The following is a 21,373-nucleotide window of genomic DNA, read 5'->3' as shown; positions in this document are numbered from 1 at the left end:
GCGATCCTGGTTTTACGACCAAATTGCTACGCCAGAATACCGGGGACGACGTTGCCGTGGACGTCTGTCAGTCGATAGCGACGTCCTTGGAATTTGTAAGTCAAGCGTTCATGGTCGATGCCGAGCAAGTGCAGGACCGTGGCCTGCAAATCGTGAATATGCAGGCCGCCTGACGCGACGTTGTAGCCGAACTCGCAGGTTTCTCCGTAGACCGTTCCGCGCTTGATGCCTCCGCCGGCCAGCCACATGCTGAAACAGCGCGGGTGATGGTCGCGGCCGAAATTCGTTTGGATCTTCCCCTGGCAATAGTTTGTCCGACCAAACTCGCCACCCCAGATCACAAGCGTGTCTTCCAATAGACCGCAGCGTTTTAGGTCCTGCACCAGGGCGGCGGCCGGCTGGTCTGTCTCTTTGCACAGTTTCGGCAGCGCCTCCGGCAGTCCACCATGATGATCCCAGTCCTGGTGATAAAGCTGGATAAACCGCACTCCGCGCTCCGCCATGCGACGGGCCAATAAACAATTGGCGGCGAATGTGCCGGGAGTCTTTACGTCGGGCCCATACGAGTCGAGCACCGCCTGCGGCTCGGCTGCGATGTCGACCACTTCGGGAATACTTGATTGCATCGCGAATGCCATCTCGTAGTGGTCGATCCGATTCTGAATTTCGGTATCAGGGGTCGTTTCGAGTTGGTGCTGATGCAGTTCGCGCAGTCGATCGAGCATCAAACGCCGGCTGTCGGTATTAACGCCGGCCGGATTGTCGAGATATAGCACCGGATCCTTGGCGGCACGGAACAAGACACCCTGATGCCGTGTCGGCAGAAACCCACTCCCCCACAGGTGAGTTCCTAGCGCCTGTCCCCCTTTGTCTTTGGTGACCAGCACGACGAACGACGGCAAATTGGCGTTCTCTTGTCCCAGTCCGTAGCTCAGCCAGGCGCCCATACTTGGTCGACCGGCGATTTGTGATCCGGTCTGCAGGAAGGTGACGCCGGGGCCGTGGTTGATCGCTTCGGTGAACATCGAGCGCACGATGCACAAATCGTCGGCGATCGAAGCCGTGTGCGGCAGCAACTCGCTGAACCAGGCGCCCCCTGCGCCATGCTGTTGAAACTTGAACGGCGAGCCTACCAGCGGTATCGAGGATTGATTGCCCGACATGCCGGTCAGCCGTTGTCCGCCGCGCACCGAATCGGGGAGCTGCTCGCCTTGTCGCTGGTTCAAGAGTGGCTTGTAATCCAGGAGGTCGAGTTGCGACGGCGCGCCGGACATGAACAGATAAATGATCCGGCGAACCTTGGGAGGGAAATGCGGTTCTCCTAGCGCACCGCGATCGAGCGGACCGGCCTGTGCCTTGCCCTGCGTCAGCAGGTCAGCCAGGGCAATCCCCCCTAAACCGAGTCCCCCTTTGAGCAGCTCACGGCGATTGATCACGGTAGCAGGCGTCGCGGTCATATTCTTTTCGAGGAGCGAGTGTGATGGAAGCCAATACCAAAACGTTTGTGGAGCACTTTTATCGCTTCACAACGCATTCATCATGGTTAAGCAACGTCTGCGAAAGTACAGTGGCGGCCGCGGCAGCGGCAACCGGGATCATAGCGTCATGCGGAGCCTTGCCGATCTTGAGCAGTTGCTCGGCGTCGGCCTGATGCGCCGTGAAGTGTTCGAGCTGTTCTTGATAGAGCCGGACCAGGATTTGGACTTCACGTTCGTCGGGTAGGCGGCTCAAGCAGCGCAGAAAACCTTGTTCGATCATCAGCGGTACGTTCCCCTGGGAATCGCGATAGAGCGATTCCCCCAGCACGTGGGCCGCCTCTACGAATTGCACGCCATTTAGCAGAATCAAAGCTTGCAGCGGTGTATCGGTCCTGTCGCGCTTGGCGATGCACACCGCACGCCGGGGCGCGTCGAAGGCGACCAAGGCGGGCGGCGGGCCGGTGCGGCGCCAGTTTGTATAGAGGCTGCGTCGGTAAACGCCGTCGCCTTCGCTCGCCTGCACGGGCTTGAACGACTCGCTCATCTCATACGGATTTACTGGCGCTCCGCCGAGCTGACGTTTGAGCAGGCCGGCGGCTGCCAGCGCATTGTCGCGAATCATTTCGGCTGGCAAGCGGAGCCGCGGGCCGCGCCCTAGCAGCTCATTGTCGGGATCGTCCGCCATCAACCTTGCATCAGCAAAACTCTGTTGCCGATATGTGTGACTTGTGACGATCGACTTTATTAGTTCCTTCATATTCCAGCCGCCATCGATTAGCCGCAGCGATAACAAGTCCAGCACTTCCGGATAAAGAGCCCGCGATCCCTGGCTGCCGAAATTCTCGGCTGTTGCCACTAGTCCTCTGCCAAACAGTGACTGCCAGACGCGATTGACCACGACGCGCGCCGTGAGCGGGTGACGTCGATCGGTCAACCACTGGGCGAGCCCCAGCCGATTGCGCGGCGCCTCGGGCAGCAGGGGCAGCAGCGCGGCCGGCGTGCCGGCTGCTACTTCATCGCGTCGTTCGGCATACTCGCCACGAAATAGCACATATGCGCTCTTCGGTTCCGGCAACTCTCGCATCACCATAATTTCTTTGATGCCGTCGGCGAACTTCGTTAGCTCACCGCGCGCCGCCCGTAGTGCGTCTAGCTGACCTCGCCACGGTTCATCGCGGGATGCGAGGTAGTAGTCAAATAGGAGTTCTCGCTCGTCCTCGGTGAGCATCGCGCTGGGCTTGACCAAGATGGCTTTCCCGGCCGCTGCGTCGAACGGCTCGAGTGCCTCGAGCGCAGACAGCTCGCGCGAGAAGACGCGGAACTCGTCGATGAGTCCACCCTTGAATCCGCGATCGCGGAAACGCTCGCCGAGCGCGATGTTATCGCCCCCCCCGCCGGTGATTTCTTTGTGCAAATTGTCTTTGACGATCACGACCTTGGCGGGGATGCCATTGACGAACATCCGCAATCCCGCAGCGCGACTGCTGCCATCCGACACGACCGTAACGTGTACCCACTCTTTGAGCGGCAAGGGATCGACGGCGACAATCGAGATAGCATTGCCAGGCCAGAAGTGGATCAGCGACCATTTCAAGCGGCCGGCTTCGATCAGTAATTCGTAGCCACGGCTACCGGAATCGGTCCAGGCGCGCGAGCGGTGAAATACCACGGCCCGGTCCTTAAAATCCGGAGTCTGCATCCACAGCGACACTGAAAATGGTTCGTGGCGTGCGAAATTCCCCGAGGGGAGATCGATCGGATCATCCCCTGTGAACTGCGCCGCCTGCCCATGCCGGCCAGGAACGAGCTTGTTATCCCCCTTCAGCACGGCCGGTTTGCCAGCCTCGACCGTGTTGGCGAGTTTGTCCTTGTCGAGCATCTCGAAGTCGAACCGTGCAATCTCTCCCCAAGCAAAGGTCGCCGAAGAAGTATCGGCCGAGTTTGGTTTGACGGGGTCGCCGATTTGTCGGCCAGAATCCGCCAGCCAGTGGGCGAAGAACTCACGGCGCGAATCGCGCAGGGTGCGCAATTTTGAAACTTGCTCGGCGACCTGAGCCTCGAGGGATGCCAGACGTTCCTTGGCCGTGGCGTCTGACAGCAAGAGCGTCGGCGTTGGAATCGATGGCGTGAAATAGGAGTAGACGCCCGCTTCGTCGATGTTCTGAAACAGCGAGAAAAACTGATAGTACTCGCGCTGTGTTATCGGGTCATACTTGTGATCGTGGCAGCGCGCGCATTCGAAGGTGAGCCCGAGAAACGTCGTGGCAAATGTTTGCACGCGGTCGCAGACGTACTCGACGCGATACTCCTCTTCGACGCTCCCCCCCTCCGACTCTTGCTGGTGCAATCGGTTGAAGGCCGTGGCAAGAATCTGCTCGTCGGTAGCCGCGGGCAACAGGTCGCCGGCAAGTTGCCAGACGATGAACTGATCCAGTGGCATGTTGGCGTTGAAGGCACGCACGACCCAGTCGCGCCACGGCCACACTTCGCGCTCGCGATCGACTTGGAAGCCGTAGCTATCGGCGTAACGGGCCGTGTCTAGCCAATCGACCGCCATGCGCTCGCCGTAATGCTCAGAGGCGAGCAGTCGGTCTACCAATCGCTCGTAGGCAGCGGGCTCCTTGTCGTTGACAAAGGCTATGATCTCCTGCGGCGAAGGGGGCAGTCCCGTCAGATCGAAGCTCAAACGCCGAATGAGTGTGTGGCGGTCGGCTTCCGGTTGCTGTGCAACGCCGCGCTTCGCGAGGCTAACGTTGATCAGAGAATCGATCGGGCTTGCCTCGCCTGTGCCTGGCACAGCGACAGCTTGTAGCGGAATAAAGCTCCAATGGTTTTCATATTCTGCCCCTTGTTCGATCCAACGACGTAGGGTTTGCACCTCGGGCTCCGTGAGCCGTTCGAGCTTGGCCGCGTTGGGAGGCATGCGCTCGTCGTCGTCACTGCTTGTAATGCGTCGCAAGAGCGCACTTTCATCCGGCTTGTGTGGAACAATTGCGCCGGCTGTTACGGCCACATCGCGCACGTCGAGCCGAAGGTCGGCTTCGCGCTTTTTGGCGTCTGGACCGTGACAGTGAAAGCATTTGTCAGAAAGGATTGGCCGGACATCTCGGTTGAACTGTATTTGCGGAACAGGCGCACTGTCGGCAGCGAACATGGCGCCCGCTGTCAGCACAACGGTGAGAGTAGACGCAAGCAAACAAGCTCGCGCAAAGCAGGAGTGTGGCCGCTGGCGAGCCGATTTTGGGTTCATCGCGGATAGGCAGTCGGCTTGTTGCGCATCGACGGTCGGCCACCGCGCAGCGGCTCTCGTTCCCATGACGGTTACGTTCTTCGCGCTGCATGGCAATCGGGAGCTATTTATGAATCTCGATCCCATGCGATTGCCACGCCCCATCGGCAGTTTTTCAACTCGCCGAACGTTCCGGAGTCGTGTGCAGACATCATTAGGCATAGAGGGTAGTATACCCTCGCCATGAGAGGTCATCATTTAAGCCGCGCGAATCCGCGAGCCAATCGCCTGGGGAGTGAAGCTAAAACGCAGCGCGCAACGGTCACTTTCGCCCGGATGGGGGTAACCTAGTTGGTCTGCCGGGGCATTGGGGTATGGTGATCGTCGACGTTCATCTGTTGCTCGATCCACGTGGCGCTCGCTTCTACGGCCCCAGCAGGTGTGGTGTGACCGCGGGGTTCGGATAGTACGTGCAACTCGACCTGCGATGCGCGCTGCTGCGTGTGTGCACTGGCGGACAGTTTGCGCGCGAGCGCTATCGTCTGGTCCGTATCAACACGCTCGTCCCGATCGCCAATGACGATCCACAGCGGGCGGCCTGCCAATGTATCGGCCAGATTCATGGCGTTAAGCATTGATAGCGCCGCAGCTTGCTTAGACTCCCGGACGGTGTGAAACTCTTCCAGCGCCGCCAGATTGGTCACTGGGCATATGAGTGCGGCGCACTTGATGCGCGCGTTGGACGCCATCAGGTGCAAGGCCGCAAAACCTCCGCGTGATGTGGCCGTCACAGCGATTTTTGCCGGTTGGGTGTAGTGCTCCTGCACCAGATGTTCGAGCACTTCGCTTGCGCGGGCGACGAACTCGGCGAGGAACGGCTCGCCAACGTCGAACCGATGACGCCAGCCTCGCAGGCCCTCTGGCTCTCCGTCGCGTTGCTGCTCACCATGACACGGCAGATCCAGGGAAACGCACAAGTAGCCTTGCGGAGAGAGCAGCCTGCCGGCCTGCAGAAAATAGGGATCGCCCAACGTCCCGGCCGTCGAGTTTGCCAGGATAAGTAATGTCGGAGCAGGAGCAGTGCGCTTCTCACCTAGGATACCAAAGCGGATGCCGCTTCGCGTCGTGAGCATGGTGATTTCGCGGGAGGGCTCTGTCATGACTCCGCCGTTGCAGCAAGATCCATGTTGCCGAGCGCTTCGTCGCCGGTCGGCCCCACCCATACTGCCTGTCGTCGTTTCGGCTGCCGTTTGGGCACGTTAAGGCCCTCCAGTCGCCACAGTCGCTCGACACGCTTGTGGTTCACACGCCACCGTTCCCGCTGAAGCAGCGCAGTAATACGCCGATAGCCGTACCGACCGTACTGGGTTGATAGGCGCTTTAGGGGGCCATACGCCAAGCGAGGTGTCGTCGGCGCGCTGCCAATGCGAGGCCGCCGAGCGCACTCAGTATGAGAGTTGACGGCTCGGGAACGGCGGTCCCGCCGCTAACTCCACCGGCGATCGTGCTCAGCCAGTTGCCGGCGACGAGCGCCACGTCCAGCCCGTTAACGATGCCGTCAAAGTTGGCGTCGGCCGTATTAGGGCCGGTTTGCAGCCAGTGGTTGGCAATCGAATTGATATCCAGTCCGTTGACGATTCCGTCGTAATTAACGTCGCCGGCAAACGGCGCCACCACGGTCATCCCTGCACCATGACCCAAATAAAAATTCGAGATCAACGAGGCGTTCACCGTCGCGCCAGCGGTGGTGTATTCGCCGACAATGCCGTAATAGTTGTTTGTGTCGCTCATGACAAAAACGTCGTTGCCGAGCACTGCGATAGACGGCGGAGTAAGAACGCCGCTGATCAGCGACGCGTTCACAACTGCCCCGGACAATGTGTATTCACCGACTGTCGTGGCCGAGTTCGCGACGAAAATATTTCCGTTCGCCACAGCAATCGCGTACCCAAAGATTCCCGTTATCAGCGACGTATTGACAGGCACACCTGCTGATGTGTACTCGCTGACCGTATGATTGAGCAAGTCGTTGGTATACAGATTGCCGCCATACGCGGCAATTCCTACCGGGTCGTTCCCGGCGAATTTGAGCAGCGTCGGATTTACTACGGCACCCGAGGTCGTGTATTCGCCGACATTTCCTAACGCATTGATGACATAGATGTAACCGCCGTCGACCGCGATGTTCAGGGGACCAACGAGTCCTGAAACGAGCGCCGGGTTCACAGTGGCGCCCAACGTCGTATATTCCCCGATTGTGCCGGCCGTGTAGTTGGCGACAAACACGTCTCCGCCCGATTCGGCAAGCCCCTCGGGATCGTTCAGACCCGATGCATATCCGCCGACAAGTTGCGGGTTGACGGTCGCTCCCGTAAACGTGTACTCACCGATCCGCGGTCCCACTCCTTGTATTCCGAAGTCGTTGTTGGATATGAAGATCTGCCCGCTTGAGGTCGCGGCCAGTTCCGCGAGACTTAGTCCGGCCGTGAGGATCAAAATGCAAGCGCGCGGATGCCAGGGCAATGCGCGCCACACCACCGCATCGCAGCCGATTAAGCGCCTTTTGGTTCCCGTCACTGTTGCAGCGCGCGAGCGACTCTCGCTCATTGGCACACTGCGCGCGTCGACGAGATCGGTATCCATGGTCCACCCCCGTGACATCCAGCGATACAGTAACCACTTTGACCGTTGGTATTCTCACACTCCCCTAAGCCAGTTTCAAGCTATGCCGACCGCTTTTTGGCCACCGGCGGGTTGGCAAGATACGGCTGGTTGTCGTGCCGCCCGCCTATAGTGACTTCAGCGTCGAGTATGACGCGGCTTTCGGCGTCGATCGTCTGATGCACCTTATACTTGAATTGGAGGGCAGTGCCGCGCTTTTGGGCTAACGTGGCCTCGGGGTCCGTGCGACTGCGGTGTGTCCGGTTCGTCACGCGGCGGTTGGCTGATGGATCGAGCATGTCCGGTCGACGTGAAGTCGCCCAGCTGCCCGTCGCCAACACCTAGCGTGGTGCCGTTCCCGCGTAGCTGACCAGCAAGTTGCCCACTCTCTCGCTGCTCTCGCCTGTCGCGGAGCGGTTGTGATTCCTTAGCACGACCGCTTCCGTGCTGGGGCGGTCTCTACCTACTGAAGGAGATCGTCCCCATGATCGCCATCGCCAGACCATCACCCTGTGCGCACTTGGAGGCCTAATGCGACCACTGCTGACCACCTTGGTAAGTTAGGCAATCGGCCGCCGAGCGCACGAAAAACGCCAGAACCCTTACATTTACCGAGGATTCCGGCGTTTTTTCATGAGAGGCGCTGGTGGGAGTCGAACCCACGGTGGCGGATTTGCAATCCGCTGCCTTAGCCACTTGGCTACAGCGCCCAAAAAGTCTTCGGTAACTTAGGGGAACTGCTCGGGTGGGTCAAGGGTAGCTGGCGCCGCTACTTACGACTACTTACGACTACTTGCCGGATCCGACGCTGATCTGCGGCGGGGCCTTCTGCATATCAGTTAAGTGTGCCGTGGCCGCTGCGCACACGTTCGTTTTTGTGCACGCACCGCATCGCGCTGGCTAGATGAACCAGGACACTCTGCGCACCATGGCCGCGAGGAGTACGTGGTGATCTCATAGTCAAAGCCCTCCGGTTGAATTGGCTCGCCAGCCAGACTAGTCGACACGTTTCCTGCCCGTCGGTTCCGTCGTCACTCTTTAGTCGCGCTGCTCGCACTTGAGCCTTTCCGCGCACTTTTTGGTACGACTCTGCTGACGCTAGCAGAAGAAGTGAAGATTCGCGCACGCCGAATCGATTGGTTGAAAAGAAGGATCGTCTTGGGCTCCCCGCAGCGACGCGGGCGTGTCCCGGCAAGGACGCCGAAACGACGGATCGAAACAGCAGAGAATATTGCCGCTGCCCTGCCGTCGCGAATCCTCCGTCGCGTCGGATCGAGTGTCATAGCCACCGAATACCTCCCGCGCAAGACCGCGTGGCGGCCGTTCGGGGGTGTGCAGGACAAAGGCGTTTTTTGGAAAGGATTCCGGCCCCATGGGACTCTTCAGCTTCGTGGCCGATCTGCGCGCCACGCAACTCATCGACGAACTGGCCCAGCAACTTAGCCGTCAAACGTATGGCCTGCTGCACGACATTTGCCAGCCACGCGTCGCCTTGATGACGCACGCCGAGGCTCGCGGTTACGTCTGGGCCAAGGCGCGGCCGATCGTGTTGGCGCAAGTCACGGTGGCCGCCCAAGCGCATCCAGATCTGGGCCGTTTGGCGTTATCCACCCTAAGCGAACGGGCTCACGATCGTGTGGTGCGGAGCGTGCTCAGCGACCTGATGCGCGAGCGGGCCCAACATGCGAATCGTCGTCGCGCCGCCTGAGCGATCGGCCCAAGCCCGAATTACACCTCGGGCCAGGATTGCGGTCCGGCGTCGATTTCGCGCTCGATTGTCTTCTCGTCGTATAGGCGAAAGCCGCGTGCCAGGTAATGCTCGAGCGCGCGAGGATGATCGAGCGTGCAGGTGTGCAACCACACGCGTTTCGCGCCGCGCTCCCATCCGCGCTCGACGGCATGCGTGAGCAGATGGCCCCCAAGCCCGCGACCGACGAAGGCCGGCAGCATGCCGAAATTAACGATTTCGGCATTGCCGTCGGGCTGCAATTCCTGTTCGTAATAGCCGGCCGGCGTGCCGGCAACCAAGACGAGCCAGGTTTCCAGTTCGGGGCGCCCCATGTATTCCAACCAACGCTCGCGAGACCATTTCAATCTTGCCCGCCAGTGCCAGTCGCGGCCGACTGCAACGTAAAAGAATCGATTCAACTCGGGCAGGGGAATCTGCACCTGATGAATTTCCAGCGGCACGTCCGGCGCACGCGCCGGACGCAAACCCGCAGGTTCGGAAAGCTCCAGGTAGTAGGTGGTGACTTCAGTGAGCATTGTCGATTTCGCCTCGTAGGAACTAGGGACCGTCGCACGCACGGTACTCCTGCCCGTCGACAGCGGACATGCACCAGTGCGGCACGCAAGCGGTTAGTATACGCGCCCCAGCCGACAAAGCAGCCCGAGGCTGTGGCAAAGTCCCCGCTGCGGTTCGCCTGTTCATTTTCTTACCGCGACACGGTCACGAATCGTGTGGCCCGATGGACCAATACTTATTGTGGGCCTGCGGTGGCAGTAGTCGCGTAAAACAGCCTGCCATCGTTGTCTGCCGATGCGCCCCGCGTTACAATCGCGGGCTTTGATACGGGCCTCAGCGGCCCGCCAGCGGCGATGCGGGCTCCGCAACCGGCGCGCCCCCCGCTGCCCTGCTCATCCACGAAACCCACGGATCGTAATACGACACCATGAGTCGCCCCCGCAATATGGTCGTCGCGCAGAGCGGCGGGCCAAGCCCGGTGATCAACAACAGTCTGCGCGGCATCATCGAGACGGCCCGCGAGTTGAACGAGATTGCCACCGTCTATGGCGGCAGGCACGGGATCGAAGGGGTCCTCAAGGAAGAACTGCTGGATCTCTCGGCGCAGCCCGCCGACGAAGTGGCCCTGTTGCGTTGCACGCCGGCGGCAGGTTCGATCGGCACCTGTCGTTACAAGCTGCGTGCCAGTCAAAAGGAAGATTTCGAGCGCGTCATCGATGTGCTCCGCGCCCATCACGTGGGCTATTTCCTGTACATCGGCGGCAACGATTCGATGGACACCGCCAACAAGATCGCGGCGCTCGCCCATGAGCGCGGCCTCGACCTGGTCGCGGTCGGGGTGCCCAAGACCATCGACAACGACGTGGGAGACAGCGAATTCAAACTGATCGACCACACGCCGGGCTTCGGCTCGGTAGCAAAATATTGGATGCACTCGATCCAGAACGCCAACGAGGAAAACGCCGGCTCCTGCCCGGCCGATCCCGTCCTGGTGATGCAAGCGATGGGCCGAAAGATCGGTTTCATCCCGGCGGCGGCGCGATTGGCTGACCCCGATCGGCAGATGCCGCTGAAAATCTACCTGGCTGAAAGCTCTTGCACGCTCGAGAAATTGACCGACCAGGTGAACGATCAATTGCGCGCAACCGCGCGGTGCCTGGTTGTCGTAAGCGAAGGCTTCGACGTCGGAAAGCTGGGCGAAGTCAAAGACTCGTTCGGCCACGTGATGTTCAGCTCGAGCCAGACGACGGTCGCGCAGACGGTCGTCAATCATCTCAATCGCGTCGGGTTGGCAGCCAAGGGGGCGGCGCGCGGCAACGTCTCGGGCACGGACCAACGTCACTCGATGGCTTATGCCTCGACCGTCGACCTCGAAGAAGCCTATCGCAGCGGCCAGATGGCGGCCCTGCTGGCGGCGCGCGGCGAGAGTGGCTTCATGGCGACGATCCTGCGCGAGCCGGGGCCTATCTATTCGGCCCGCTACGACAAAGTGTCGCTCGCCGAGGTGGCCAACAGCGAGCGAACCTTCCCACAGCAATGGATCACGGCCGACGGCTGCGACGTTACCGACGACTTCGTGCGTTACGCGCGGCCGCTGGTGGGCGAAGACATGGTCTCGCTGCCGATGATCGCTGGTCGTCAGCGGCTGACCCGTTTCGAGCCGATTTACGCCGAACAAAAGCTACCGAAATACGTGCCCGAGGCGGATCGAAAATAATTGCCTGCGTGCTGGAACGCACAAAGACAAATATTGAGATCCACGGATCACACGAATAAAAACAAAAGACCGGTGAAAGCACTAAGACGCGGTCATTCCTTCCGTTCTTCTGTCCTCTATTCCTGTTATTCGCAGTTTAAATTGTTTTTGAAAATATGCGGCCTGTCTCGTGATTGTTCGTCGGACCAGAGCGCGTGATTTCGACCCTAGCAATTTTTTTAATCACGTGACGCTTAAACACGATTTGCAGATATTCCATGTTTGAAATCACCAAGAAGCACGAGTTTCTGGTCGGCATCGACTCCGACGGCTGCGCGTTCGACACAATGGAGCTGAAGCACAAGGAGTGCTTCATTCCGAACATCATCAACAGTTATGAGCTGCAGGGTGTCAGCAAGTACGCGCGCGAGGCGGCCGAGTTCGTCAACTTGTATTCCAAGAGCCGTGGCATCAATCGCTTTCCGGCTTTGATCGAGGCGCTCGAATGGTTGGCCAAACGGCCCGAGGTGGCCGCGCGCGGAATCGGCATTCGCATTCCCGCCGGGCTGGTCGAGTGGCTGAAAGTCGAGACCAAGCAAGCCAACCCGGCGCTGGCCGCGGCCGTGGAAAAGACGGGCGATGCCGATCTACGGCAAGCGTTGGCTTGGTCGAAAGCCGTCAATGAGACGATCGCCGGCATGGTGCGCGGTGTGCCGCCTTTTCCTTTTGTACGCGAGTGTCTGGAAAAGTTGCGCGGCAAGGCCGATGTGCTGGTGATCTCGGCCACACCCAACGAAGCATTGCACCGCGAATGGGAAGAACACGGACTCGACTCTTACGTGGCCGCCATCTGTGGGCAGGAAATCGGCACCAAAAAAGAAACCCTGGGCGCAGCGGCCAAGTACGCGGCACATCACACACTAATGGTCGGTGACGCGCCGGGCGACTACAAAGCCGCGGTCGCCAATCACGCCCTTTTCTTTCCGATCAATCCGGGGGCCGAGGAAGCCAGTTGGCGGCAGCTCTTCGAAGAAGGAATCGATCGTTTCTTCGCCAAGACCTTTGCTGGCGCGTATCAAGCCAAACTGCTGGCCGCGTTCGACAAATGCCTGCCGGAAAAGCCGCCGTGGCCTGTGAACAACTGAAATGACGAGCGCTATTCATGCAACGAGAGGGTATGTATCACATCCTGCGTTGCGCGAGTTTCTTGTGTTTCCTTTTTCGCGCAACAATCAGCGATCAGCGTCCGCTCCTAAATACCAAATACTGAATATCGACTACTGCCATGAGCAAACCGTGTGATATTGGCCTGATCGGCTTGGCCGTGATGGGCGAGAACCTGGCGCTGAACATCGAAAGCCGGGGCTACCGAATTGCCGTCTTCAACCGTACGACCAGCGTTGTCGATGACTTTGTCGCCAAGCGTGCCGTAGGCAAGCAGGTCGTCGGTTGCCATACGGTGGAAGAGTTGGTGTCCAGCCTCGCGCAGCCGCGCAAAGTGATGCTGATGATCAAGGCCGGTCCGGCCGTCGACACCGTGATCGAGCAATTGATTCCATTACTCTCGCCCGGCGATGTCATCATCGACGGCGGCAACACGCACTATGCCGACACCGAGCGGCGCACTAAGTACGTCGAGTCCAAGGGCCTGCTGTTCATCGGCACCGGCGTCTCGGGCGGTGAGGAAGGTGCGCTCAAGGGCCCCAGCATGATGCCCGGTGGTAGTCCGGCCGCGTGGCCGCTGGTGAAGCCGATCTTCCAGGCTATTGCCGCCAAGGTGGGTCCGAACCACGACATTCCCTGCTGCGAGTGGGTCGGCCCGCGCGGCGCAGGTCACTATGTGAAGATGGTCCATAACGGCATCGAATATGGCGACATGCAGTTGATTTGCGAGGCCTATTCGCTGTTGGCCAACGTGTTGGGTTTGTCGAACGACAAGCTCTACGACGTCTTTGCCGAGTGGAACCGCGGCGATCTCGACAGCTATTTGATCGAGATCAGCCGCGACATCTTCAGCGTCAAAGACGAACTCACCGGCAAATTCCTGGTCGACATGATTCTGGATACCGCCGGGGCCAAAGGAACCGGCAAGTGGATGAGCCAGCTGGCGCTCGACCTGGGCGTGCCAAGTACTTTGGTTACCGAGGCCGTCTACGCCCGCAGTCTGTCGGCCCTCAGGGAGCAGCGTGTGCGGGCCAGCAAGGTCTTGCCCGCACCGAAGACGAAGTACACTGGCGACCGTGAGAAGTTCGTCGAGCAAGTGCGTCGGGCCTTGTACGCGTCGAAGATTTGCAGCTACGCACAAGGCTTTGTGCAGATGCAAGCGGCGGCCAAAGAGCACGATTGGTCGCTCAACTGCGGCAACATCGCCTTGCTATGGCGGGGGGGGTGCATCATCAGGGCACGGTTTTTGGACCGTATCAAGGAAGCCTTCGACGCGAACGCTCATCTCGAAAACCTGCTGTTGGCACCCTATTTCACTGAAGTCGTCGGTCACGCGCAGGAAGCCTGGCGGCACGTGGCGGCCACGTCGATGGAGTTGGGCGTGCCGGTCCCTGCACTGACGACCGCGTTGACCTATTACGATGGTTACCGCAGCGAACGATTGCCGGCCAACCTATTGCAAGCGCAGCGTGACTACTTCGGCGCGCATACCTACGCCCGCGTCGATAAGCCAGGCATGTTCCACACGGATTGGCTCAGCCTGCGCCGACCTCCGAAAGATTGATTGAACATTTCTTACCCGGCATCGACTACGACCATGGCCAATCCGTTTCTGGAAGAGCTGTTCAGTCTCGCAGGCCAGGTGGCCGTCGTCACCGGCGGTACGGGCGTGTTGGGGGGCGCGTTGTGCCAAGGGCTTGCCCAGGCGGGGGCCACGATCGTTGTGGCCGGCCGTAATCGCGAGCGTGGTGAAGAGCGCGTGCGGCTGATTCATGAGGCGGGGGGCAAGGCTTCATTCCTGCCGGTGGAAGTGAGCGAGCGGTCCTCTGTCGAGGCGTTATTGGACGCGGCCCTCTCACAACAGGGCCGCGTCGACATGCTGATCAATGGCGCCGGCGTCAACTCGGCCAGCAGTTATGCTGACGTCCGCGACGAGGATTGGAACTTCGTGTTGGCGAACAATCTCACCGCGGTTCACCTCGGCTGCCAAATTTTTGGCGGCCATATGACCGCAACCGGAGGCGGAGCGATTCTGAATATCGCCAGCGTAACGGCCGACCGTCCGTTATCGAAGGTGTTCGCCTACTCGGCCTCGAAGGCGGCTGTGGTGAACCTTACCCGCAATGTGGCCCGCGAGTTTGCGCCACATGGCGTGCGGGTGAACGCTCTCTGCCCCGGTTTTTTTCCCGCTGAGCAGAACCGCAAGATCCTCGACGCCGAGCGCACGACGAGTATCATGCAGCAGACTCCGATGGCCCGTTTCGGCAAGCCGGAAGAGTTGGTCGGTACAGCGCTTTTGCTGCTCTCGCGCACCGCAGGTAGCTTCATTACCGGTGCGGCCTATTACGTGGACGGCGGCTTCACGGCCATGCGTTTTTGACGAGCTATCGACTCGTGCCGAAAATCGAAGGCGACGCCCACCCCTACCTCGACCTGCGTCGCACGGGCAGCGCGAAAAAAAAGCGACCGCTCGACCGTATGCTGCCTAGCGAGCTCCGATTAAGGAGAACACCAACGGCGAGCCCACGGACGAGCGGTCGCAAGTGCGATTCCGCCTAGGGCGTGATCGTTGCGGACCGATCGGTTGAGATCGGGTCGACTTAGACCATGTCCTTGAGGTTTTTCAGAGCGCGAATGGCGACCTTGTTGTAGGCCGGACGCGCCTTGACGTCCATCGTCTCTCCCGGCTTGAACGGGTTCGGGACGTTCTTCTTGGCCGAGCGAGCCGGCACCTTCTTCTTGGTGATCTTGACCAGTCCGGGAACGGCGAACACGCCCGGTCCACGGTTTCCGAGAGCCTTGCGCACTTCGCCGGCGAGGGTCTCCAGAACGGCCGACACGTCCTTCCGGCTGACACCGGTGGCGGCGGAAATGTTGTTCAGGGTCTCGCTCTTGCTGGGCGCTTTCTTGGCAGCGGTTGCAGTGGCTTTCGCCATGACGGGGTGAACCTCCTTGCAAATGGTGACTGGAACTTTGACCGCCGCGGTGGCGATCGGATGATTAAAAATAGACCAAAACAAAAAAGCAACCCAAAAAACCCGGGAAATTTTCAGAAAGGTGGCAATATTCCCGGGAAATACCACGTTTTGCCATGCAAAACTGCCCCAACCCGGCCCCCGCAGACATGGTCGGAGCATGGCGCAACCCATGCAACATGCACTTTCGGAAGCGCGCAAATTGGGCACAGTCGGCCGCCGCGGGGCGTTTCAGAGATGGACGTTCCATGACATTTGGACGACGTTTCGCCATTCATGTGCGATCACGGCCACGATGCAAACCGGGCCCGCAGCGACCGAGCGATTGTTGGCCATCTGCCGCGAACCACTCGGGTAACATCCCACCCGTATTGTCTGCTTCGACGGGCCGATTATCACTTTGCCGACCCGTCGCCGGGGCGTCGTACGGCCGCCAGAAACTTGCCGCTCCGCGGACCGTCATGTAAGATATTGCTAAGGCTTATCTTACGTCGCAGCGGCCACTTAGAGCAAACTTGTGGCCAAGTCCTCCGCGCGGCCAGTGACCTGCGTAAAGGGATGTACGGCGGGAGGTATGGTTGTCAGGCATTAGGTCAAATCACCTAACTTTGGTCTGAACCGGTAGCCGGTGGGTCGAACGGTTGAACTTGTTAATCGGGGCAGACTTTGCTGGCATTGAATCAATTGGGGAACGTGTTTTTGCCCGCGCGGGAATCTTGGCAATCGCAGATTGCTTCCCTTGGCATTGGCTTTGCTGATCGAAACCGCCGCGGTCGAACGGAGTTTCCGAAATCTGATGGGTCGTTTGGCGGTGCGCTAACCGGCAGAAGGTTTCGGCTAGTAGATCGGCAATAAAGGAAAGACGCCATGGATCAGGGTGGATGCATGAGCTTGCGGACGGCCTGCGCGGCGCTGCTGGCTGCCTCGGCACTATGGGCCGGCAACCTTGCGAGTGCCTGGGGCGAGGACGCTCCTCAGCCTGCCGCTGAAAAACCCGCGGCCGAAACACCCAAGCCAGGCGATGCTAAGCCTGCCGATTCGAAGCCTGCGCCCACCAAGCCCGCGGCGCCAACTCCCGCGGCCGATCCCGAGGCAGAAGATAATGGCGCCGGGGCGCTCGAAAAAGCGCGCGAAGCGCTACGCAAAAGACAGCAGGAAGAGGCCCAACAAAAGGCCGCCCCACCGCCCCAGGCGCGCCCGCTGCCGGGTCAACTTCAGATGCGCGGCCTGCAATTCAACGGACGCGTGCGGGTGGGAATCAATCGCACCGCCGAAGCCGGCGAGGACGAGCCAGTTTTCTTTCCCGCTGATCGCGCCACCTTGCAACGCCTTTCCAAGGCGCAAGAGCTGCTCGAGGAAAAGCGCTTCGGCGAAGCCGCCCGCTTGTTGGGAGACATCCTGGAAGGACCGGAAGACTTTTTCTTTCAGCCGAAGCGCGACGAACCGATCCATCGCAGTCTGAAGGCCGAAGCGCAACGGCTGATTGGCGAATTACCCAGTGAGGGTCGCACCAGTTACGAGCTACTCTACGGGGCCACGGCGCGCCAACAACTCGACGCCGCAGTCGCCAAAGGAGATCCCGCCGCGCTGGCCGAAGTATCGAGAAGGTTCTTCCATACCAAGGCCGGCTACGAGGCAACGTACGTGCTGGCGCTGCAACAGCTCGATCGCGGGCACCCCATGACCGCGGCGCTATCGTTGAAACGACTGTACGGAACGCCGGGCGCCGCCCAGTTCGAGCCCACACTGTCGATCCAGTTGGCGGCCTGTTGGCTGCAGGCCGGTATGAACGACAAGGCCCAGGAAACGTTACGAAACCTACCCGCACAAGTCCGCACAGCTAAGGTCATGGTCGGCGGTAAGGCGATCCCATTGTTTCATCGCGACGACGAGGCGCTGTCCTGGCTTGCGCAAGTGGCCGGCGCGCGGTTGTCGACGCAGGTCGACGACGGCGAACAGTGGGCCATGTTCCGCGGCAGTGCCAGCCGTAACACGATCAGCAATGGCAGCAGCCCGCTGCTCAGCCGTCGTTGGGGAGTACCCACTGCCGACGAAAATGGCGGCGCCATCGAAGGCATGGTCAGCCAGGTGCGCGAGTCGTCCCAGGATCAGGGGGGAACGCTGCTGTGCAGCCTGCAGCCCATCGCCGTGAAGGATTATGTCTTCATGCGCTCGATTGGCGGGCTGGTAGCGATCAACTTTGCCACGGGTAAACGTGTTTGGCGCGGCCCGGTCGATCCTTCGATCCGCCAGCTACTTGACCCCGGGGCAGCTACGAATACCAACATGAACCAGATCGGCCGTTTGGGAAATGGCCGCATGATCGTCAACGCCGCGATCTCGGTCGGCCCACGCTGGCTGGGACATCGGCTGTGGGAAGACTCGACGTTTGGAGCCATCAGCAGCGATGGCCAGCGCGTGTTTTGTGTCGAAGATCTCGACGCCGGCATGAACCTGCCCGAGCAGCGGTTAGTCGTGCTGCCCAATGGTCGCAAAGTTCCCCAGCCGATGGGTCCGCGATCCTTCAACCGCCTGGCGGCCTACGACATCGCCACCGAAGGCAAGCTGACCTGGGAGGCTGGCGGCCCCCAGGGCGAGGCGCAATCGGAACTGGCCGGCGCGTTCTTTCTCGGCGCTCCCTTGCCGCTCGGGGACAAGGTATTCGCCCTGACCGAGCTGAAAGGCGAAATTCGCCTGGCTGCCATCGACGCCAAAACAGGCAAGCTCGAGTGGTCGCAACAGTTGGCGGTCATCGAGAATTGGGGCGCCGAACAACTGCGCCGCACGACAGGCCTTTCGCCGTCGTATTCGGATGGCGTGCTGGTCTGCCCGACTTCATCGGGAGCAGTCGTGGCACTGGACCTGACGACACGCTCGTTGTTGTGGGGATACCAGTACACGCGTACCGACATGAACTCGCCCGACGTCGCGCGACTGGGAATGATTCGCAATCCGGCGATCGGTCCGCACAATCCCAACGGCAACGGTCGTTGGATGGACGCCAGCGTCACGATCGCCGGCGGCAAAGTGCTGCTCACGCCGCCGGAGTCGAACCAACTGCATTGCTTGAACCTGCTAGACGGCAAGCCCATCTGGCAGAAACCTCGCGAGGACGGCTTGTACATCGGCTGCGTACACGACGATCGGGTGCTGGTGATTGGTCGCAACAGCGTGCGCGATCTGTCGCTCAGCGATGGGTTGTCCGCCTGGCCCGAGCAGAACTTGCCGCTGCCCACGGGGAGCGTGCCGAGTGGGCGAGGGTTCTTCAATGGCCGTCGCTACCATTTGCCGCTGACCACGGCCGAGGTCGCCGCGATCGATGTCGATGCGGGCCGGATCGTGGCCCGCGCCAAATCGCGGAGCGGCACCATACCGGGCAACTTGATCTGCCACCGCGGGGCCGTGATTTCGCAAAACATCGACGTGATCGAGCGGTTCGATCAGCGTGATGATTTGTGGCAGCAGATCACGGCCGCCGTGGCCGCCAACCCGAATGATGCCAGCGCGCTGGCACGGCGCGGCGAGTTGCTGCTGGACGACGGAGATTTTCGCGGTGCGACCGACAGCTTGCGGCTGTCATTTGCCGTGAACCCCGATCCGCGCACACGGGATTTATTGGTCGATGCCTTGCTCGAGGGTATGCGTGTTGATTTCCCGCAAGATCGCCAGCAACTGGCCGATATCGAAAGACTGATCGATCAAACCGCTCAGCGTAACGCGTTTCTCCGCCTGGCGGCCCTCGGTTGGCAGGCCTGCGGAAACGTGCCCGAAGCGTTTGCCGCCTACTCCCGGATGGCGCAACTCGAAGGAGGCGCTGACGACCTGGAACGGGTCGACCATGCATTGTCTGTCCGCCGCGATCGCTGGGTTCAGGCACGGCTGAGAGAATTGAGCGAGACGGCCACGGCGAGCGAACGTAACGAGATGGACCGCGAGGTCGCCGCGCGGCTCGAACGGGCCGTGCAGGCCGCCGGATCGGCGCCTTTGCGTAACTTCCTGGCTTTCTACGGCGCCTTGCCGAATGCTGACATCGCCCGCGAGAAACTGGCCAATCGGCTGATCGAAGAGGAAGCGTATGCCGAAGCCGAGCAATTGTTGCGTCAACTGGAATTGTCGACCGATATCCCGCGCGCGGCGGCCGCTACGGCCCGCTATGCCGCCCTGCTGACCACGGTCAAACGTCCGGACGATGCCGCGTTGTACTATCGTCGGCTCGCCGATCGATTTGCAGATGTCGAATGCCTGGACGGCAAGACCGGCCGCCAACTGGTGAGTGAAATTGCCGAGACGGCCGACGTCTGCCGCTTCCTCGAACCGGGCGATCCCTGGCCCATCGGCGTTGTCGAGCGCGAAGACGGCAAGGCAGCGCCAGGAGTCCTGACGCGACATTTTGCGCTGGAGCTCAGCGGGCCGTTGGGGCCCTTCTACGAGTTTTCGAACCTGTGTATCGACCAGCAGCAACAGTCCCTGGTGGGCGTGGACGGATTGGGGCACGAGCGTTGGCGGGTGCCATTGCGCGACCCCAACCAGGCCGGCATGAACGCCACGTTTTTCGGCAATGGTCAGATGAACCCGGCCCGGGTCAACGGCCACGTGGTGCTGGTTTCGATGGGAAATCAGATTCTGGCCATCGACTCGCTGGGGTCTGGTAACAACGACGGCGCTCGGGTGCTGTGGCGTCACGATCTGATCGATCGCAGTCCGACGATGGCTTTCCAGGCGCAACCGCTCATCGTGCAAGTGCCGTGGGCCGTACCCCGGCTGGTCGTCGCCGATCATTTGGGGCGACCGCTAGGAGGTATCGGACCGGTAACTTCGGACATGGCCTGTTACCAGCGGATGCGGTCCGTAATCGCCGTGCGCCCACTGACCGGCGAATCCCTCTGGGTGCGTAGCGACACGGAACCTGGCAGCGACCTCTTTGGCGACGACGAGATGTTGTTCATCGTGCCGCCCAACAGCGAGGACGCACTCGTCGTCCGACCGCTCGACGGCAAAGAACTCGGCCGGCGCAAAGTCCCCGCGTCGAGCGGCCGAATGGTCACGCTCGGACGCCGGATCGCTAGTTGGGCAATCGAAAACGGCAAGTCCATCGTAAGATTCTCCGACCCCTGGGAAGAGAAAGAAATCTGGCGACGCGAGTTCACCACTAATGCGCGGGCCTGGGTCGTCGGCACCGAGGCGATTGGTGTGATGACGCCCAATGGAAGTTTCGTGCTCTTGTCGCTCGCCGACGGCAAACCATTGATCGAGGAGAAGCTGTCGCCCGAGCCGAATTTAAGCGAGATTTACGTCCTAAGATCGCCCGACCGGTACATCGTAGCCGCCAGCCATCCGATTTTGCCTGGCCGCGCGAATATCAATCGGCAATCGCTGACCGCGGGTATCGGTAACCCGCTCATCTCCGGACATGTCTATGTATTCGATCGTCAGTCTGGCAAAAAGATCGGCTCGCTCGCCGTCGACAGGCGTGGTCTGCTCCTCAGCCAGCCGTCGGCGCTGCCGGTGCTGACGTTCGCGACACTCGTTACCGACAACGCGCGCAAGAATCGTCAGCAACCCACCGAGGCCGAGTTGGTGTTCCTCGACAAACGAACCGGCAAGGTCGTCCATCAAGAGGTTCTCCCCCAGCCGATACAGCAAGGACTCGACATTGAAGGGGATCCGGAACATCACCAGGTCTTCCTGAAAACCCAGGGCGCGACGATCCGGCTCACGTTTACCGGCAAGCCTGTCCCCGAGGAACCAAATCCCGAAAATACGAGCACGGACTCCGACGCACGAAAAGCCGGCAGGGCCGTATTGCGCGGGCTGCAGAATTGGTTTGAATCTGTCACGCCTCTGCAGACACCGCTCAATCCGAGGGATGAGTGATATGAACAAACGCCAACAACTTTTCGTGTTGATCGCTGCGGTCATCGCATT

13 protein-coding genes, 1 tRNA gene and 1 pseudogene are annotated in these 21,373 nt (G+C 60.4%); 6 read left to right on the top strand and 9 right to left on the bottom strand.

The features are described 5' to 3' along the window. Positions 1-26 precede the first annotated feature (26 nt). The 7 genes and pseudogenes from VGG64_26960 to VGG64_26930 all read right to left on the bottom strand — a co-directional run bounded on the left by VGG64_26960 (position 27) and on the right by VGG64_26930 (position 8,078). Positions 27-1,457 carry a DUF1501 domain-containing protein gene (locus tag VGG64_26960; protein HEY1603272.1) on the bottom strand — a complete coding sequence of 477 codons (1,431 nt, stop codon included), beginning with the start codon at positions 1,455-1,457 and terminating at the stop codon, positions 27-29. Between the two features lie 58 nt (positions 1,458-1,515). Then, positions 1,516-4,632: a DUF1553 domain-containing protein gene (locus tag VGG64_26955; protein ID HEY1603271.1), complete on the bottom strand. Its 3,117-nt coding sequence runs from the start codon at positions 4,630-4,632 to the stop codon at positions 1,516-1,518. A 422-nt stretch (positions 4,633-5,054) separates the two neighbouring features. Next, a complete protein-coding gene (locus tag VGG64_26950) occupies positions 5,055-5,840 on the bottom strand; it encodes an alpha/beta fold hydrolase (protein ID HEY1603270.1) in 786 nt (261 codons plus the stop codon). Between the two features lie 83 nt (positions 5,841-5,923). Continuing rightward, positions 5,924-6,082, bottom strand: a pseudogene (locus tag VGG64_26945) (IS3 family transposase). Between the two features lie 5 nt (positions 6,083-6,087). Next, positions 6,088-7,350, bottom strand: a complete 1,263-nt coding sequence (locus VGG64_26940; GenBank protein ID HEY1603269.1) for a dockerin type I domain-containing protein — start codon at positions 7,348-7,350, stop codon at positions 6,088-6,090. 80 nt (positions 7,351-7,430) lie between these two features. Beyond that, a complete protein-coding gene (locus VGG64_26935) occupies positions 7,431-7,667 on the bottom strand; it encodes a hypothetical protein (protein ID HEY1603268.1) in 237 nt (78 codons plus the stop codon). 339 nt (positions 7,668-8,006) lie between these two features. Then, positions 8,007-8,078 (bottom strand) — tRNA-Cys (locus VGG64_26930). 662 nt (positions 8,079-8,740) lie between these two features. Here VGG64_26930 and VGG64_26925 point away from each other — a divergent pair. Beyond that, the gene (locus VGG64_26925; protein HEY1603267.1) at positions 8,741-9,076 is read left to right on the top strand and encodes a hypothetical protein; all 336 of its coding nucleotides are present in this window, start codon (positions 8,741-8,743) and stop codon (positions 9,074-9,076) included. Between the two features lie 20 nt (positions 9,077-9,096). Here the strand turns inward: VGG64_26925 and VGG64_26920 are convergent, their stop codons facing one another. Then, positions 9,097-9,633 carry a GNAT family N-acetyltransferase gene (locus tag VGG64_26920; GenBank protein ID HEY1603266.1) on the bottom strand — a complete coding sequence of 179 codons (537 nt, stop codon included), beginning with the start codon at positions 9,631-9,633 and terminating at the stop codon, positions 9,097-9,099. A gap of 407 nt (positions 9,634-10,040) precedes the next feature. On the opposite strand from VGG64_26920, the gene VGG64_26915 reads away from it, so the two are divergent. From VGG64_26915 to VGG64_26900, 4 genes are all read left to right on the top strand, one after another. Beyond that, positions 10,041-11,330, top strand: coding sequence for a diphosphate--fructose-6-phosphate 1-phosphotransferase (locus VGG64_26915; protein HEY1603265.1), 1,290 nt, complete (start codon positions 10,041-10,043; stop codon positions 11,328-11,330). A 257-nt stretch (positions 11,331-11,587) separates the two neighbouring features. Then, positions 11,588-12,454 (top strand): HAD hydrolase-like protein, encoded by an 867-nt coding sequence (locus VGG64_26910; protein ID HEY1603264.1) that lies wholly within the window; start codon positions 11,588-11,590, stop codon positions 12,452-12,454. A 140-nt stretch (positions 12,455-12,594) separates the two neighbouring features. Beyond that, positions 12,595-14,037 carry a decarboxylating NADP(+)-dependent phosphogluconate dehydrogenase gene (gene gnd / locus VGG64_26905; protein HEY1603263.1) on the top strand — a complete coding sequence of 481 codons (1,443 nt, stop codon included), beginning with the start codon at positions 12,595-12,597 and terminating at the stop codon, positions 14,035-14,037. Positions 14,038-14,070: 33 nt separating this feature from the next. Then, positions 14,071-14,853, top strand: coding sequence for an SDR family oxidoreductase (locus VGG64_26900; GenBank protein ID HEY1603262.1), 783 nt, complete (start codon positions 14,071-14,073; stop codon positions 14,851-14,853). Between the two features lie 220 nt (positions 14,854-15,073). Here VGG64_26900 and VGG64_26895 read toward each other — a convergent pair whose 3' ends face one another. Continuing rightward, positions 15,074-15,610 carry an HU family DNA-binding protein gene (locus VGG64_26895; GenBank protein ID HEY1603261.1) on the bottom strand — a complete coding sequence of 179 codons (537 nt, stop codon included), beginning with the start codon at positions 15,608-15,610 and terminating at the stop codon, positions 15,074-15,076. Between the two features lie 705 nt (positions 15,611-16,315). Here VGG64_26895 and VGG64_26890 point away from each other — a divergent pair. Beyond that, a complete protein-coding gene (locus tag VGG64_26890) occupies positions 16,316-21,322 on the top strand; it encodes a PQQ-binding-like beta-propeller repeat protein (protein ID HEY1603260.1) in 5,007 nt (1,668 codons plus the stop codon). Positions 21,323-21,373 lie beyond the last annotated feature (51 nt).

The organism is Pirellulales bacterium (genome assembly GCA_036490175.1).
Taxonomy (GTDB): Bacteria; Planctomycetota; Planctomycetia; order Pirellulales; family JACPPG01; genus JACPPG01.
The sequence above is the reverse complement of the archived record's forward strand: the minus strand, read 5'-3'. Positions and strand labels throughout refer to the sequence as shown.